Origin of the sequence: Bilifractor porci, assembly GCF_009696005.1 — a bacterium.
Taxonomy (GTDB): Bacteria; Bacillota; Clostridia; order Lachnospirales; family Lachnospiraceae; genus Bilifractor; species Bilifractor porci.
Genome location: NZ_VUMV01000003.1, coordinates 90,004 through 104,694, shown reverse-complemented (window position 1 = coordinate 104,694; position 14,691 = coordinate 90,004). Strand labels below are relative to the sequence as shown.

Genomic DNA, 14,691 nt, shown 5'->3' with positions numbered 1-14,691 from the left:
GTGAAAGCGCTTCGCAGCCCTTTCTGGGTATGCGCCCGCGAAGGACGGAAACTGAGGATAGGAGAAGCAACGAGATGATCAGACATTATGTAATTGGAAATCCGATTGAGACAGATTCTGTTGTAATGAGTATACCGGCAGAAGAAGGAGAAATTCCAGGTTTCACCTCAGACATTGCCGCAAAAACGCTTCGCTGTCGGATGGACTGCGAGGATGTGGTTTATGGATTAGGGGAGACCGTCCGGGGAATGAATAAGAGGAACTGGCTGTACATCAGTAACAATACGGATGATTACATGCACACGGAAGGGAAGCATTCTCTCTATGCTTCCCAGAATTTCATCCTTGTTTTTTCTCCACAGAGGGCTTTCGGCCTCTATGTGGATACACCCGGCAAAGTGATTTTCGATCTTGGGTACACGGATCCAGATGTGCTTGTGATAGATTTCGATGATTTTGACGCAAATCTCTATCTGGTGCAGGATTCCACGCTTTCCGGAATCGCGCATGAATTTCGCCGCCTTGTGGGCAGAAGCTACATTCCACCGAAGTGGGCTTTTGGATATGGACAGAGCCGCTGGAGCTACCGAACAGCGGAAGAAGTGAAAACGGTTGCCGACCGATATCTGGAGGAAGGCATTCCGCTTGACAGTATCTATCTTGACATTGATTATATGGATCATTACAAGGATTTCACTGTGAATGAGCAGGCGTTTCCAGAATTTGCAGATTTCTGCACAAAGATGAAAAAACGGGGAATTCATCTTGTGCCGATCATTGATGCAGGTGTCAAGATAGAGGATGGTTATGATGTTTGCGAGGAGGGTAAAAAGGCGGATTATTTTGTCAAGGATGAAGAAGGAAATGACCTTGTGGCCGCTGTCTGGCCGGGAAAGGTTCACTTTCCGGATTTTATGAAGCCGGAAACAAGAAAATGGTTTGGAGAACATTACCGCGTTCTTTTGGATCAGGGGGTTGATGGTTTCTGGAATGACATGAACGAGCCGGCGATTTTCTACACGGAGAAGCATCTGTCACAGGTTTTCCGTCGCCTTGATGAATTTAAGGGACAGAATCTTGATATTGATTCCTTTTTTGAGATGGTGTCACTGACAGGAGAATTGTCGAACAACCCGGAGGATTACCGGAGCTTTTATCATACTTACAAGGGAAAGTTATATCGTCATGACAAGCTGCACAATCTCTATGGCTATCTTATGACGAGAGCAGCTGGGGAGGCGTTTCGAAAGCTGTGTCCTGACCGGAGAATTCTTCTGTTTTCCAGAGCGTCCTATATTGGAATGCATCGTTACGGGGGTGTCTGGACCGGAGACAACAGAAGCTGGTGGAATCATCTGCTGTTAAGCATGCAGCAGATGGTCGGGCTCAATCTGTGCGGATTCCTATATTCCGGTTCCGATATGGGAGGCTTCGGCGACGACACAACAGAAGATCTGATGATGCGGTGGTTGGAGATGGCGCTTTTTATACCCCTGTACCGGAACCACAATGCGAAGGGAAACCGATTCCAGGAACTCAGCGAGTTTGCGCATCCGGAGCGGTTCCGGCCGATTGTTGAACTCCGGTATGCATTGCTTCCGTATATTTACAGTGAATTTATGAAAGCTGCCCTTCGCGACGGTATGTATATGATGCCGCTTGCTTTTCAGTGGCAGGACGACAGGAGGGCTGTAGAGACGGAGGATCAGCTGCTTGTCGGCGAAAGCGTGATGATCGCGCCAGTCTACAGACAGAATGCTGCCGGACGCTATGTCTATCTGCCTGAGGATATGAAGCTTCTGCGAATGAGAAGCTGGAAGGATTACGATGAGATCAGACTTTCGAAGGGAGACCATTATCTGAGGGCAGAGCTTGGAGAAACGCTGATCTTCATCCGGAAAGGTCATGTTCTTCCGATCTGCCGCCCGGCAGAGAATACTGCCTCGCTGGATTACAGCACGATTCATTATGTTTGCAATGAGGGAAAACCGGAAAACTATGAATTGTACAACGATGACGGAATAAGTGCGGTAACAGATCTGCAGGATCATATTTTAAAATAACTGTAAATTACCGTAGGGACATGCGCAGTAAGTAATGCCTATAGTATTATAGAATGCAATAACTAAACCTTGTGTTCTGCTCTTGACAGGATACTATAATTAGAATATTCTAATTATGGTTAGAAAAATAAAATAAGGCTGATAACCGGCCTGCAGGCATAGGAGGAGGACAGAGATATGAGTTATCTTGAAATTGAAAAGGTAATAGGAAGGCAGATTATAGATTCCCGCGGGAATCCTACCGTAGAGGCGGAAGTTGTACTGAAGGATGGAACCATCGGCAGAGGAGCTTCTCCGTCTGGAGCGTCAACCGGAGAATTTGAAGCGCTGGAGCTCCGGGATCAGGATCCGTCGAAGTTCGGAGGGAAAGGCGTTCAAAAGGCAGTTGCCAACATCAATGAGAAAATTGCGCCTGTGCTGAAGGGGATGGATGCGTCCGACCAGTATGCGGTGGACGCGGCAATGATCGCCGCCGACGGTACAAAGGATAAATCGAATCTGGGCGCCAACGCTATTCTGGCGGTTTCCATTGCGGCGGCACATGCGGCGGCCAAAGCGCAGCAGATTCCTCTTTATCGGTATTTCGGGGGAGCCAATGCCATTGTGCTTCCGGTGCCCATGATGAACATTCTGAATGGCGGGGCGCATGCGTCAAATTCTGTCGATACACAGGAATTCATGATCATGCCGGTTGGAGCCGCAAGTTTTTCCGAGGGACTGCGCCAGTGCACGGAAGTTTTTCATGCCCTGCAGCAGCTGCTGAAAAAGGAAGGAAAAACAACGGCTGTCGGTGATGAGGGAGGCTTTGCCCCGGATCTTCAGTCTGATGAAGATGCAATCGGTCATATCCTTCAGGCTGTGGAAAATGCAGGCTATAAGCCCGGGGAAGATTTTGTCCTGGCTATGGATGCGGCAGCCTCCGAGTGGAAAAGTGAAAAGGGTAAGGGCTTCTACCATCAGCCCAAGTCCGGAAAGGATTTTACGACAGAAGAGCTGATTGAACACTGGGAGAAGCTGACTTCTGATTATCCAATCTATTCCCTGGAGGATGGTCTGGATGAAGAGGACTGGGAAGGCTGGCAGCGTATGACAGAGCGGCTGGGAGGCAGGCTGCAGCTGGTCGGAGATGATCTTTTTGTGACAAATACGGAACGTCTGGGGAAGGGAATTTCCCTGGGAGCAGGAAATGCCATTCTGATCAAGCTCAACCAGATTGGTTCTGTTTCGGAAACCCTGAATGCTATCCGGATGGCAGACAGGGCAGGCTACCGGGCGATTATCTCGCATCGTTCCGGGGAAACGGAAGACACCACGATCGCCGATCTTGCGGTCGCTCTTAACGCAGGACAGATTAAAACCGGCGCGCCTTCCAGAACGGAGAGGGTGGCAAAATATAACCAGCTTCTTCGTATCGAAGAACATCTGGGCAACAGTGCCGCGTACCTCGGGAAAGGCGCTTTCGGATTCAGAAGATAATCCGGAAATTGTATAGAACTTCATATTTTATGATTGAAAGAGCCGTCCCTGCATCGTCGAATGCAGGAGACGGCTCCGTTCGATTTACAGGTAGATGCAGTCATCCTTCCGGATGCTCAGAAAAATCCGGTCGCTTCTGCAGTAGGGAGCTTCCGTTCCGAAAAGGGCATCTACATCTATCTGGGTGTCTCCGCACAGAACGGCGTAACGGAGAATGTTTCCGTGCGGCAGGCTGAACGCGATTTCTCCCGGAATCATATAGGAATCCGGATCTTCCACCGGTTCCGTGCTTACATGGATCAGCTCCGGACGGAAGGCGATGCTCTCGCTGCTGATATCGGCTCCGCAGATTTTCTTCATGACAGGGGCATCCAGCAGATTATAATGGCCGATAAAGGACGCCACGAATTTTGTGGCAGGTTTTGTATACAGTTCGATCGGGCGGCCGGATTGTTCCATGTGACCCTGATACATCAGGTGAATTACATCCGACATGACCATGGCTTCGTCCTGGTCATGGGTAACGAAAATGGCGGTAATTCCCAGTTCCTGCTGGATTCGGCGGATCTCAATCTGCAGGGAATGACGCAGTAGAGCGGCAATGGCAGAAAGAGGCTCATCCAGAAGCAGAACCTTCGGTTCTGTGACAATCGCCCGCGCCAGGGCGGCGCGCTGCTGCTGTCCGCCGGATAGCTGGGAAGGGTATTGCCTGGCCTGTTCCTTCAGACCGACAATGCCAATGATATCGTTTACCTTCTCCTGGATGACTTTTTTGTCTGTTTTCTTGATTTTCAGGCCGAAGGCGATATTCTGCTCGACTGTCATATTCGGAAACAGGCTGTATTGCTGAAAGACCATTCCAATGCCCCGGTCCTTGGGGTTCACATCGGTGATATCTTTGCCGTCCAGAAATACCTTTCCGCTGGTTACGGTTTCCAGACCGGCAAGGCAGCGGAGCAGAGTGCTTTTTCCGCAGCCGGACGGGCCGAGCAGGGTTGCCAGGGTGCCTTTTTCAATTTCAAGGTTAATATCCTTCAGCACCGCTTTCTGGTCATAATTTTTACAGAGATTTTCAAATCTTATATAGGACATTGCGTTTACCTCGTGTTTGCTGTTATTTCGCTGCTTTCTCCGAATGCTTACCCTGTCGGCCCTGAATCCACAGGACTATGGCGGAGATAGTAAAAGTGACTGCCATAATGACCACAAATACCGCACTGGATTTCATGCTGTCGGATTTCATTGCCTGATACAGGTAGATCTGAATGTTCTGGAATGAAGACCCGTCCAGATTGCGGACAAGGACATAGTCGCCGAAGATAATGCCGACCGCAAGCAGAGAGGACACAATCACAGAGGAAATAATATTCGGCACGATAATCCGGAAATACGCGTAGATTCTGGAAGCACCGAGAGTTTCGGCGGCTTCAATCAGGACAGGCATATTGACCGCCCGCATGCCGTTGCGGATCCCCTGGTAGATGTACGGCAGAATGATGATGCAGTACGCACCGATCAGCATGACCAGACAGCTGCCCAGAAAGGTCTTGTTTGCCACATACATGGACAGGATGCTGACCGAGAGAATGACTCCCTGAATGGTGTACGGAATCATGCAGATAATCTGCACCACGCGCTCCAGACCGGGGAAAAACAGCTCGGTCACAAAAAGCGCCAGCAGAATCAGCAGAATCGTGATCAGAATCGGAATGTTACAGATCAGGACGGTCCGGCCCAGGGCTGCCAGAAATGCGGGGTCGCTGAAAATCTCCGCATAGGCTTTCAGGGAAAAGCCTCTCGGAATAATCCCTGTCCAGTTCTGAAAGAGGGAATAAATAATGGTAACGATCAGCGGAATCAGAAGCCAGACAAGAATCAGAAGGGGGATAATGCCGGAACCGGCGCGATGTTTTTTCATGCTTTTTTCACTCCTTTCTGGAAATGCTTACTGATGGTGCTGGTCAGAAGGATCATAATGACCATGATTACCATCATGGTAACGGATAAGGCTCCGCCCAGTCCCTTCTGGATTTTCACCTCGCCGACAAAACATCCGGCTATCTGGATAGGAAGCAGGGAGATACTGTTCATCATAATGGCGTAGACCGTCGCGTAGGCAGCCAGAGCGTTGGCAAACAGGATGCTGAACGTATCCAGAATACTGGGCATCAGGACGGGAATACCGACTTTCAGCCAGAAGGTATTGCTTCCCGCACCCAGAAGCATGGAAGCCTCCTTCCATTCTTTCCGGATCGCGTTAAAAGCCGGGATCAGGAGAAGGGTGGAAAGCGGTATCTGGAAATACACATAAACCATAGCCAGGCCGTTGGAGGTATACAGGTTGTAATTCGCCAGTGCATCCCAGCCCATCGTGCGTCCCAGCTGTACGACAATTCCGGCATTTCCAAGGAGAATCATGTAGGCGAACGCAAGCGGGATGCCTGCAAAGTTGGAAACCATATTCAGGATTGTCATGAAAACTCTGCGGAAGCGGCTGCCGACGTTCATAGCGGATCGCGCGCCGAGGAAGGCAATCAGGATGCCGATTCCCGCCGAGATCAGAGAAATTTTCAGGCTGTTCGTAATGGCCATCTGATAGAGAAGCTTGGAAGCAACCGTGTGGTAATTCTCCAGTGTGAATCCGCCGCCCGAATCGGACTGGAAGCTGTTTACAATGACCGTGATAAGAGGAATGATCTCATACATAAACGCTATGACCAGAAATGGCAGAAGCGCCAGAAGATACATATATTTTCTTTTTTTCATATAATTCTGCTCCGGTAAAATAAGATCGGATGAAAACTCATACAGAAAACTCATACAGGAAAAGGGACGCGCAGAGGTCTGCACGTCCCATCCGTTTTTACGCCGGAAAGCCGGCAAACCTGTTTACTGAACAAGAAGCGGTGTGATTTCTTCCTGCCATCTGCTTACTACTTCTTCACATGCCTTGGAGTAAGCGTCGGTGTCATCCATCAGGATGCAGTTTTTGTACTGATCCGGATCGAATCCGTCGATTGTTACATCCGTTCTGGTCGGAATACCGCCAGCATTTGCTTGGTAGGTCTGTCCCTCATCGCTGAACATAACCTCTCTTGCCAGAGCAGCTGCATTCGGATGCGGCGCGTATTTGTTAATCACAGAAGCATAACCGCTCTGAATAGACCTGTCTGTCGGAACGGTTGCTTTCATTTCATAATTGGTGATGTCCTTGGAATACGGAACGCCGGTAAAGCTCCATACCACACCGACTTCGACCTCTCCGGTCTCAAAATTCTGCTGTGTGATGTCCAGGGTGTTAATTCTTCCGTCCTTTGCCATCTGTGCCCAGAACTCAAAAGCCGGATCCAGATTGGTCAGATCTCCGCCCAGGGCAAAGTTCGATGCAATGACTGCTGCCTGCGCATTCTCGCCTTCTGTCTGGAACATCTGCAGTTCCTCGGCAGAGGACATATCCGCGTCGGTATGGGTGATGCCGTAATTATCCTTCAGGTTCTGCCACAGAGAAGCCCAGTCAGCCCAGTTGTCAGGCATTCCGACGGATTCTACATCGCCTTCTTCTTTAACGGCTGCGATAATGTCATCCAGAGATTTGCTGTTCAGATCGCTGCTGGTGTCCGATGCTGCCTGGCTGCTTCCGGATGTGGATGCGGATGCCGCTGCGCTTTCAGAGGCTGCAGTCTTAGAAGCTGCGCTTTCTGCCGCAGAAGCGGAAGCGGAAGAGGCCGCCGCGCTGGTGGAAGAGGTGCTCCCTGTGCTGCCGCCGCAGGCCGTAAAAAGCATGGACATGCCGAGGGCTGCTGCGGTGATGGCTGCAAACTGTTTGTTCATTTTCATACAGATTCCTCCCTTGTTCTTTCTTAAAATCCTTTTTTCACGTACCGGATTATTATAGGGTTGCCCTGACAGCCCAGATACCACGGGAGAATTAATTGCAGGTTAATTCCGAGTAAAGGAAAATTCCTTTTTACCGACGTCAGTGCCTCCAGTCAATCCGAATTGCAAAAAGAATGAAAATAAGTTGGAATTGTCATACAACAGGAAATACAGAAGAAACGATACTGGAAACGCAATAATATATAGTTATTATCCAGTATAAAACATCGGGAAGAAAGGCCGGCCGGTTCTGCTGTCCCGCGTCTCTTCAGATTTTTTCAGGATATCATTGCGTATCACAGAAATTCCGTTGACAAGCGCCGAAGAATGCTGTAATAATAACATACAATAACGATATGAAATATATTGATTAAATAAGAGCGTTCTCAGAAGTATCTGTATTAAGAGAAGGTTTGAAAAGATGAGAGAAAAAATCAGACATGTTCCAATACCCTTGTCCGGTGTAATGCTGGGCTTTGCAGCGCTGGGCAATTACCTGAAAAGCAGTTCCGCTGCGTTATGGGGACTGATGGAATGCACTGCTCTGTTTCTGCTTGTCCTGCTGCTTCTGAAATTCCTGCTGTTTCCGCGGGAATCAGCAGAAGACATGGGCAATGCGGCTGTTGCCGGAGCATCCGGCACATTTTCCATGGGACTGATGTTTCTCGGTGTCGGCGTTGCCTCTGTAAACCGGTATGCCGGTGCCGCTCTCTGGGGAATCGGCCTTTTGCTGCACATCCTTCTGATTTTGTACTTTACGGGCAGGTTTGTCCTGCGTTTCAGGCTGGAACGGGTCTATACAACCTGGTTTCTTGTGTATGTCGGGATTACCGCGGCTGCGGCAACGGGCAGCGTATTCGGGATGCAGCGGATAGGAAGAGTGCTGGTATACTGGGGACTTGCCTGTACAGCGGTCCTGATGGTTCTGATTACCGTGCGCTATGCCCGCATTCCGGTGGAGAAACAGTACCGGCCGATGACAGCCATATATGCTGCGCCGGTCAGTCTTTGTCTGGTGGGGTATCTGCAGTCCTTTGACGGAACAAGGGGACAGGCGACGGTCCTGATACTGGCGTTTCTTGCTCACGTTTTTTATGTGTTCGGACTGGTTCAGGCATTACGTTTGATCAGAAAGCAGTTTTATCCGTCTTTTTCCGCCTTTACCTTTCCGTTTATTAATACAGCCGCCGCAACAAGACTCAGCGCGGCGGCGGCAGGACAGGCGGGCATCGGGGGAAAACTTCTGCAGCTTCTGGTGAAGCCGGAATGCGCTGTCGGGATGGTGCTTCTCCTGATTGTGTTTTGCAGGTACCTGCATTTTATGACAGGAACTACAAAGGTATCTTGTGACACTGGTATCATCACATAGTGTTTTGGGTATTGTAAAGAATTGCGAAAAAACTGCGGCAATAAATGAAATACGGAGGAGGATGTAATGATAGAACATATTCACAGCCACAGAAATCTGATTGGATTTGATGAGAACGGGATTCCCACGGTGACACTGAAGGCTTCCGCTCATGATCCGGAAAAAATTGACGCCGAGTACCGTGCGGTAGAGGAAGGAAATCTCCCCGAAGGGCAGCATCATCATGCGCATCATGTGGAGGAAAGGTGTGAGCACGGAGACGAAGCTGCCGCCGGATGCAGAGAATCTGAAGAGAAGAAAGAAGAGGAGGACGCGTTTATCCGCGATTATATGAACGCGGTTACCGCGTATCGCAAGACGTTTCCGTCCAAGCAGGATCAGATTGATAAGACACCGGATCCTGCTGTCCGCGAAATGCTGATACGTTCGGAGCAGCTGGGCATAGATACCACTTTTGACCGGTTTGACCGGCAGCAGCCGCAGTGCAATTTCGGCCTTGCCGGAATCTGCTGCAAAATCTGCAACATGGGACCCTGCCGGATCACCCAGAAGGCCAAAAGAGGCGTGTGCGGGGCAGACGCGGATTTGATTGTCGCAAGAAATCTTCTGCGCGCGGCCGCTGCGGGAGCCGCACAGCACGGCATGCATGCAAGAGAACTAATGCTGGAATTGATGTGGGCGGCGGAAGGGAAACTGGATGCACCTATTCTGGGAGAGCAGAAGGTGCTTGCCACGGCAAAAGGCTTCGGAATCCCAACCGACGGAAGAGAGCTGAAGGATGTCGCCTATGATCTGGCAAAGGCACTTCTGGAAGATCTGTCCAGTCCGGATCCGGCACATATTTATAAGACCGCCGAGGCCTGTGCGCCCGCGGACCGGGTAAAGCTCTGGAAGGATCTGGATCTGATGCCGATCAGCGCTTATCATGAGGTGTTTGAGGCTTATCACAAGACGGCAGTCGGAACGGACGGAGACTGGAAGAGTACCATGGAGCAGTTTCTCCGCTGCGGACTGGCGTTCTGCTTTACCGGAGTGGCCGGGGCTTCCATTGCCACAGACGCATTGTTTGGTGTAGGCGACAGAGTAACCTCTAAGGTAAATATCGGAGCCCTGGAAAAGGGATATGTGAATATCGCGGTACACGGGCATCTTCCGCTTCTTGTCAAGGAAATCGTAAAATGCGGGCAGACAGAAGAAATGCTGGCGCTGGCAAAGGAAAAAGGGGCAAAAGGAATACGCTTTTACGGGATCTGCTGCAGCGGCCTTTCTGCTATGTACCGATATGACGGTGTCATCCCGCTGTCCAACGCCGTCTCTGCAGAACTTGTGCTGATGACAGGAGCCCTGGATCTCTGGGTTGCGGATGTACAGGATGTCTTTCCCGCTATCATGGATGTCGCAAAATGCTACCGGACAACCGTGATTACAACCAGCGCTTCCGCGCGCCTTCCCGGAGCAGAGAGAATGGAATTTGACCGCCATCACTCCAATATTGCGGATGCCAGGGCGCTGGCGGAAAAAATAGTCCGCAGAGGAATCGAAAGCTTTGAGGACAGGAAAGGAATTCCCGTTTATATTCCTCCGTATGAGGTGACGGCAGAAGTCGGATTTTCTGTGGAGTATCTGAACAGGCGCTTTGGCAGCTTCCGTCCGATTGCCGAAGCCATCCGGGACGGGCGGATTCTAGGCATTGTCAACATGGTGGGATGCAACAATCCAAAGGTACCCTACGAGAGATGCATCGCCGATGTTGCAAAGGTATTGCTCCAGAACAATGTGATTATTCTTTCCAACGGGTGCGCCTCCTATCCGCTGATGAAGCTGGGCTACTGTGCAAAAGACGCCAATCAGCTTGCCGGGGACAGCCTTCGTAAATTCCTGGAGCCGGACCTGCCGCCGGTATGGCATGTGGGAGAGTGCATTGATAATACCAGATCCAGCGGAATTATGGCTGGCATCGCGGCAGCTCTGGGACAGAAGCTTCCGGATATGCCCTATGCATTCACATCGCCGGAGTGGAGTAACGAGAAGGGTGTGGATGCGGCGCTGGCCTTCCGGCTAATGGGAATCTCTTCTTATCATTGTGTAGAAGCGCAGATTTTCGGTTCCCAAAATGTCATTGAGTTTCTGAAACAGGGAACGGAAGAAACCCTGGGCTCTCATATGGTAGTGAATGTGGATCCCGTCAGGCTGGGACAGCAGATGGTAGAAGATATGAAGGCAAAACGAAAAAAGCTGGGCTGGGATTGATGGTCTTCTTTCATTATATTCCGACAATCTTCTTTCATTATATTCCGCTTCACAAATGATTCCGGGTGTGGTATACAGGTAGAGGATTTTCAGTATCGGATCAGGCGCCGGACAGAAACAACTGCATACATATATGCAGGCCGGTCAGGCATGGCGTTCAGGAAAGGCCGCAGCCATGCCTGCAGGCAGACCGGAATGCCTGCAAGCAGGAAAGAACATAAGCGTGCCTGCGGGCAGACCGGACATGAATGGCGTGCAGAAAAGGCCGCAGCATGCCTGACTGAAGGAAATTTCCGTTCTGCAGTGAAAATGCTATATGAAAAAACAGGAATAGAGAAAGAGGATTGCAGTGCTGAATCAGTTTTCAAGAACCGAGCTTCTGCTGGGGCAGGAAGCGTTGGATATTTTACAGAATTCCAGGGTAGCGGTATTCGGAATCGGAGGTGTGGGCGGCTTTTGCTGCGAGGCTCTGGTCAGAACAGGCGTAGGCCATTTTGATCTGGTGGATGATGACAAGGTATGTCTGACCAATCTGAATCGTCAGATTATAGCGACAAGGAAAACGGTTGGCCGCGATAAGGCGGATGTGATGAAGGAAAGAATGCTGGAAATCAATCCAAAGGCAGACATCCGGATCCATAAAACCTTTTTTCTGCCGGAAAACGCCGGAGAATTTTCTTTTGAAGAATATGATTATGTGGTGGATGCCGTGGATACGGTTACCGCAAAAATCGAAATCATCATGCAGGCGAAGAAAAACAATATTCCGGTCATCAGCTGCATGGGGGCAGGAAACAAGCTGGATCCGACGCAGTTCCGTGTGGCGGATATCTACCAGACAAAGGTATGTCCGCTTGCCAGAGTCATGCGCCATGAAATGAAGAAGAGACAGGTAAAGCACCTGAAGGTCGTGTACTCTGAGGAAAAGCCAATGCGTCCCCTGGATGACATGGCCAACAGCTGCAGGACAAACTGCATCTGCCCTCCGGGCGCAAAGCACAAGTGTACCGACCGGCGGGATATTCCCGGCAGCGTCGCCTTCGTCCCTTCCGTTGCCGGACTGATCATAGCAGGAGAAGTAGTAAAAGATCTTATTGGGATTAACTAGTAAGAATTGATATTTTTTATTGAGCTCGAGTGAAGTGCAGAGTAAGGAACTTCTGAAGACTTGTTTTATGAAGACCTTATTTTGACTTATCGCTTGAGCTTTTTTAAGCTTATCGCTGCATCTGGTGTGGCATGCTACAGGCTATTTGAGCAGTGGCGGGCGGCGCAAATCAAGATTCTTGCAAAATCGTCGCCTGTCGCGAGGCTGTTTGAGCGGAGCCAGGCGACGCAAATCAAGAATTCTCCAAAATCTCCGCCTGACGCAAGTCTATTTAAGCAGAGCCAGGCGGCGCAAATCAAGAAATTCGCAAAATCGTCGCCTGTCGCGAGGCTGTTTGAGCGGAGCCAGGCGACGCAAATCAAGAATTTCGCAAAATCGTCGCCCGACGCAATGCTGTTTGAGCGGCGGCAGGCGGAGTAAATCAAGAATATCAAGAAATCTCCGCCTGTCTTAGAAGAGAGTATATGGGGAACGTTTTGGGTTAATGGGAGACCCGCAATAAGCAGGATTGCGCGGTAATAGATCTGGCGCTATGAAAAACATCACATGTTTTCCGTGAATGAAGTGAACTATACATTTAAATCAAATGAGGTTCAAATAGATGCAGATGCTTGCGAACATACAGATTTTGGGTACAAAAAATCGCAGCGATACAAGGCAGGGCGTAATAGCGGTAGCCCGATCCGTAATATGGATTGGTGCTGGTAAAAGTACTTATTCGTTATCATTTGTGGCATTCAGTATAATATCGAGCATTTGCCTTGGAGTTACTACATATGGCTTTATAGGAAAATGCTTGATAATTTCGGTTACGAGATATGCATCTTCATCTTTTCTGGCTTGCATCGTAACTTCGTAGAACACTCTGTCTTTCGGATCCGGAAGATCAATATCCAGGTGTTTTTCAGAAATATCCAGTGCATGAGAAACAAACTCATCGATGATATCCTGGACAATTTCCTCTGTAAGATGAAACTTTGGTCGTAAAAGAACAGAACGGTATTCCTCAAGAATTTCTTTATTCACCAGAGGAACAATTACGTCATTGAATGTCAGGTTTACTATGCTTCCGGGGACGGATTTCCATTTTAGTGCTGCGGAAACCAGAACGTTGGTATCAATCACTGCAAAATATTTCACAGGCACCTCACTTTCTGGCTTCTGCAATTTCGGCATTGATTTCATCAAGCGTCATATCAGAGATGTCATTTTCTTCCGCAATCCGGCTGGCACGCCTCATAGCAGAGACGCCCTTGTTTTCAGATGCCTCATTAATTTTCATGCTGAAAGGGATGCCCCGATCCCTGACCAGTCTGGAGACACACATTCTCAGGTAGGATGGCATGTCCAGTCCCAGCTGATCTAAAATTTGAGTTGCCTCGGCTCGCTCGGTTTCGTCTGTACGGAATTGAACAAGTGTTTTTGCCATAAGAACACCTCCTTTTCTGATTTCATACTAGTACAAAACAAATACAAATGCAATCATATGTTTACAAAAAAGAGAAGCCCACGGTCATCGTAGACCGATTCACCGCTGTCATTTCCACAGCGGATTGCACGGTCAAGTCCCATGATCATGGCGATCGCGCCATCGATCTTCTCCGTGGATTTTTCCTTATCGGCCTTGATGTTTCCGGCAGGGTCACGGCGGATGAAGATGTTGTCTATCATCCAACGGAGCACTGGGTGACCACCATGGGCGCTCCGCTGTTCTAAGACGAGCTTCATCAGCCCCTTGGTAGGCGGGGACATGTCCTTAAAACCTTGATCGAATGGAACAACGGTAAAACCCATGCCCTCGAGGTTCTGTACCATCTGGACAGCTCCCCATCGGTCAAAGGCAATCTCCCGGATGTTGTAGCGTTTGCCCAGGTTGTAGGGTATCAGATTATTATCATTGAAGATGCGTTACTTATGTCAGATTGTTTTCTGGATAAGCGAAAAATAGTGATGTATAAGTGCTGTTTGCCGACACGATCGACGGTGTGAAGGTAAATGCCATCATGTATTCCATTGTGGAAACGGCAAAGGAGAACGGGGTAAATGTCCGGTACTATCTCCAATATCTGTTTGACCAGATCCCGCTGCGGCGGGCACGTGGGGACACTGGCTTTATGGCTGATATGATGCCGTGGTCCGACGCGTATAAGGAATATGAGGCCAAAAAACTCCGGAAACAACAATCTATGTTTGGGCGGCTGTTCATGGCACCGGATCGGCCGCGTACCCCTCGTAAAAGAGATATGGCCGGGAACGAGGCTGATCGGCAGAAAGCGGTTGGAACGACAATCGGAAAGAGAGCATAGTAGATATGGAGCCTGTGAGCAGAATGCCCACAGACATGGCGTCGTGCCAAAGTCGCAAAAGAAACAAAAGTATCACCCGTGCTGAGATTTTTGATCCTTTATGAAATTTTTAAGGAGCACTGTCTGTAGACTACCACAGCCAGTGCTCCTTTCATAGACGCCGATTATTTGCCGCTTACGGAACATTTGAAATTGCAGGGAGGAGACCGGCTTATCGTGCTGAGTGATGATATGGGAATTGCT

13 protein-coding genes and 1 pseudogene are annotated in these 14,691 nt (G+C 49.5%); 7 read left to right on the top strand and 7 right to left on the bottom strand.

What is annotated here, in order from left to right; translation table 11 throughout:
• The first annotated feature begins 74 nt into the window (after positions 1–74).
• Positions 75–2,063, top strand: coding sequence for a glycoside hydrolase family 31 protein (locus FYJ60_RS05560; protein WP_154457677.1), 1,989 nt, complete (start codon positions 75–77; stop codon positions 2,061–2,063).
• A gap of 177 nt (positions 2,064–2,240) precedes the next feature.
• Entirely contained in the window at positions 2,241–3,539 is a 1,299-nt protein-coding gene (eno, locus tag FYJ60_RS05555) for a phosphopyruvate hydratase (protein ID WP_154457676.1), read from the top strand.
• An 84-nt stretch (positions 3,540–3,623) separates the two neighbouring features.
• Here the strand turns inward: eno and FYJ60_RS05550 are convergent, their stop codons facing one another.
• The 4 genes from FYJ60_RS05550 to FYJ60_RS05535 form a co-directional block, all read right to left on the bottom strand.
• On the bottom strand, positions 3,624–4,631 hold the full coding sequence (locus FYJ60_RS05550) for an ABC transporter ATP-binding protein (RefSeq protein WP_154457675.1): 1,008 nt from the start codon (positions 4,629–4,631) through the stop codon (positions 3,624–3,626).
• Positions 4,632–4,653: 22 nt separating this feature from the next.
• Positions 4,654–5,457 carry an ABC transporter permease gene (locus tag FYJ60_RS05545; protein WP_154457674.1) on the bottom strand — a complete coding sequence of 268 codons (804 nt, stop codon included), beginning with the start codon at positions 5,455–5,457 and terminating at the stop codon, positions 4,654–4,656.
• Positions 5,454–6,305, bottom strand: coding sequence for an ABC transporter permease (locus tag FYJ60_RS05540; protein ID WP_154457673.1), 852 nt, complete (start codon positions 6,303–6,305; stop codon positions 5,454–5,456). The genes FYJ60_RS05545 and FYJ60_RS05540 overlap by 4 nt, the downstream gene beginning before the upstream one ends.
• Positions 6,306–6,428: 123 nt before the next feature.
• Complete coding sequence (locus FYJ60_RS05535) at positions 6,429–7,376, bottom strand: ABC transporter substrate-binding protein (protein ID WP_154457672.1); 948 nt, start codon at positions 7,374–7,376, stop codon at positions 6,429–6,431.
• Between the two features lie 460 nt (positions 7,377–7,836).
• On the opposite strand from FYJ60_RS05535, the gene FYJ60_RS05530 reads away from it, so the two are divergent.
• From FYJ60_RS05530 to FYJ60_RS05515, 4 genes are all read left to right on the top strand, one after another.
• Positions 7,837–8,784 carry a TDT family transporter gene (locus FYJ60_RS05530; RefSeq protein ID WP_154457671.1) on the top strand — a complete coding sequence of 316 codons (948 nt, stop codon included), beginning with the start codon at positions 7,837–7,839 and terminating at the stop codon, positions 8,782–8,784.
• A gap of 66 nt (positions 8,785–8,850) precedes the next feature.
• Complete coding sequence (gene cooS / locus FYJ60_RS05525) at positions 8,851–11,034, top strand: anaerobic carbon-monoxide dehydrogenase catalytic subunit (protein WP_154457670.1); 2,184 nt, start codon at positions 8,851–8,853, stop codon at positions 11,032–11,034.
• Positions 11,035–11,383: 349 nt separating this feature from the next.
• A complete protein-coding gene (locus FYJ60_RS05520; RefSeq protein ID WP_330579122.1) occupies positions 11,384–12,142 on the top strand; it encodes a tRNA threonylcarbamoyladenosine dehydratase in 759 nt (252 codons plus the stop codon).
• A 60-nt stretch (positions 12,143–12,202) separates the two neighbouring features.
• On the top strand, positions 12,203–12,562 hold the full coding sequence (locus tag FYJ60_RS05515) for a hypothetical protein (protein ID WP_154457669.1): 360 nt from the start codon (positions 12,203–12,205) through the stop codon (positions 12,560–12,562).
• A gap of 294 nt (positions 12,563–12,856) precedes the next feature.
• Here the strand turns inward: FYJ60_RS05515 and FYJ60_RS05510 are convergent, their stop codons facing one another.
• The 3 genes and pseudogenes from FYJ60_RS05510 to FYJ60_RS05500 form a co-directional block, all read right to left on the bottom strand.
• Positions 12,857–13,282, bottom strand: coding sequence for a putative toxin-antitoxin system toxin component, PIN family (locus FYJ60_RS05510; protein ID WP_330579121.1), 426 nt, complete (start codon positions 13,280–13,282; stop codon positions 12,857–12,859).
• Positions 13,283–13,289: 7 nt separating this feature from the next.
• Complete coding sequence (locus FYJ60_RS05505) at positions 13,290–13,571, bottom strand: type II toxin-antitoxin system RelB/DinJ family antitoxin (protein ID WP_154457668.1); 282 nt, start codon at positions 13,569–13,571, stop codon at positions 13,290–13,292.
• Positions 13,572–13,624: 53 nt separating this feature from the next.
• Positions 13,625–14,014 (bottom strand): annotated as a pseudogene (locus FYJ60_RS05500) (terminase TerL endonuclease subunit); the annotation flags it as partial.
• Between the two features lie 86 nt (positions 14,015–14,100).
• Between FYJ60_RS05500 and FYJ60_RS05495 the strand changes: the two are divergent.
• Complete coding sequence (locus tag FYJ60_RS05495; protein ID WP_154457667.1) at positions 14,101–14,448, top strand: transposase domain-containing protein; 348 nt, start codon at positions 14,101–14,103, stop codon at positions 14,446–14,448.
• Positions 14,449–14,691: the final 243 nt, after the last annotated feature.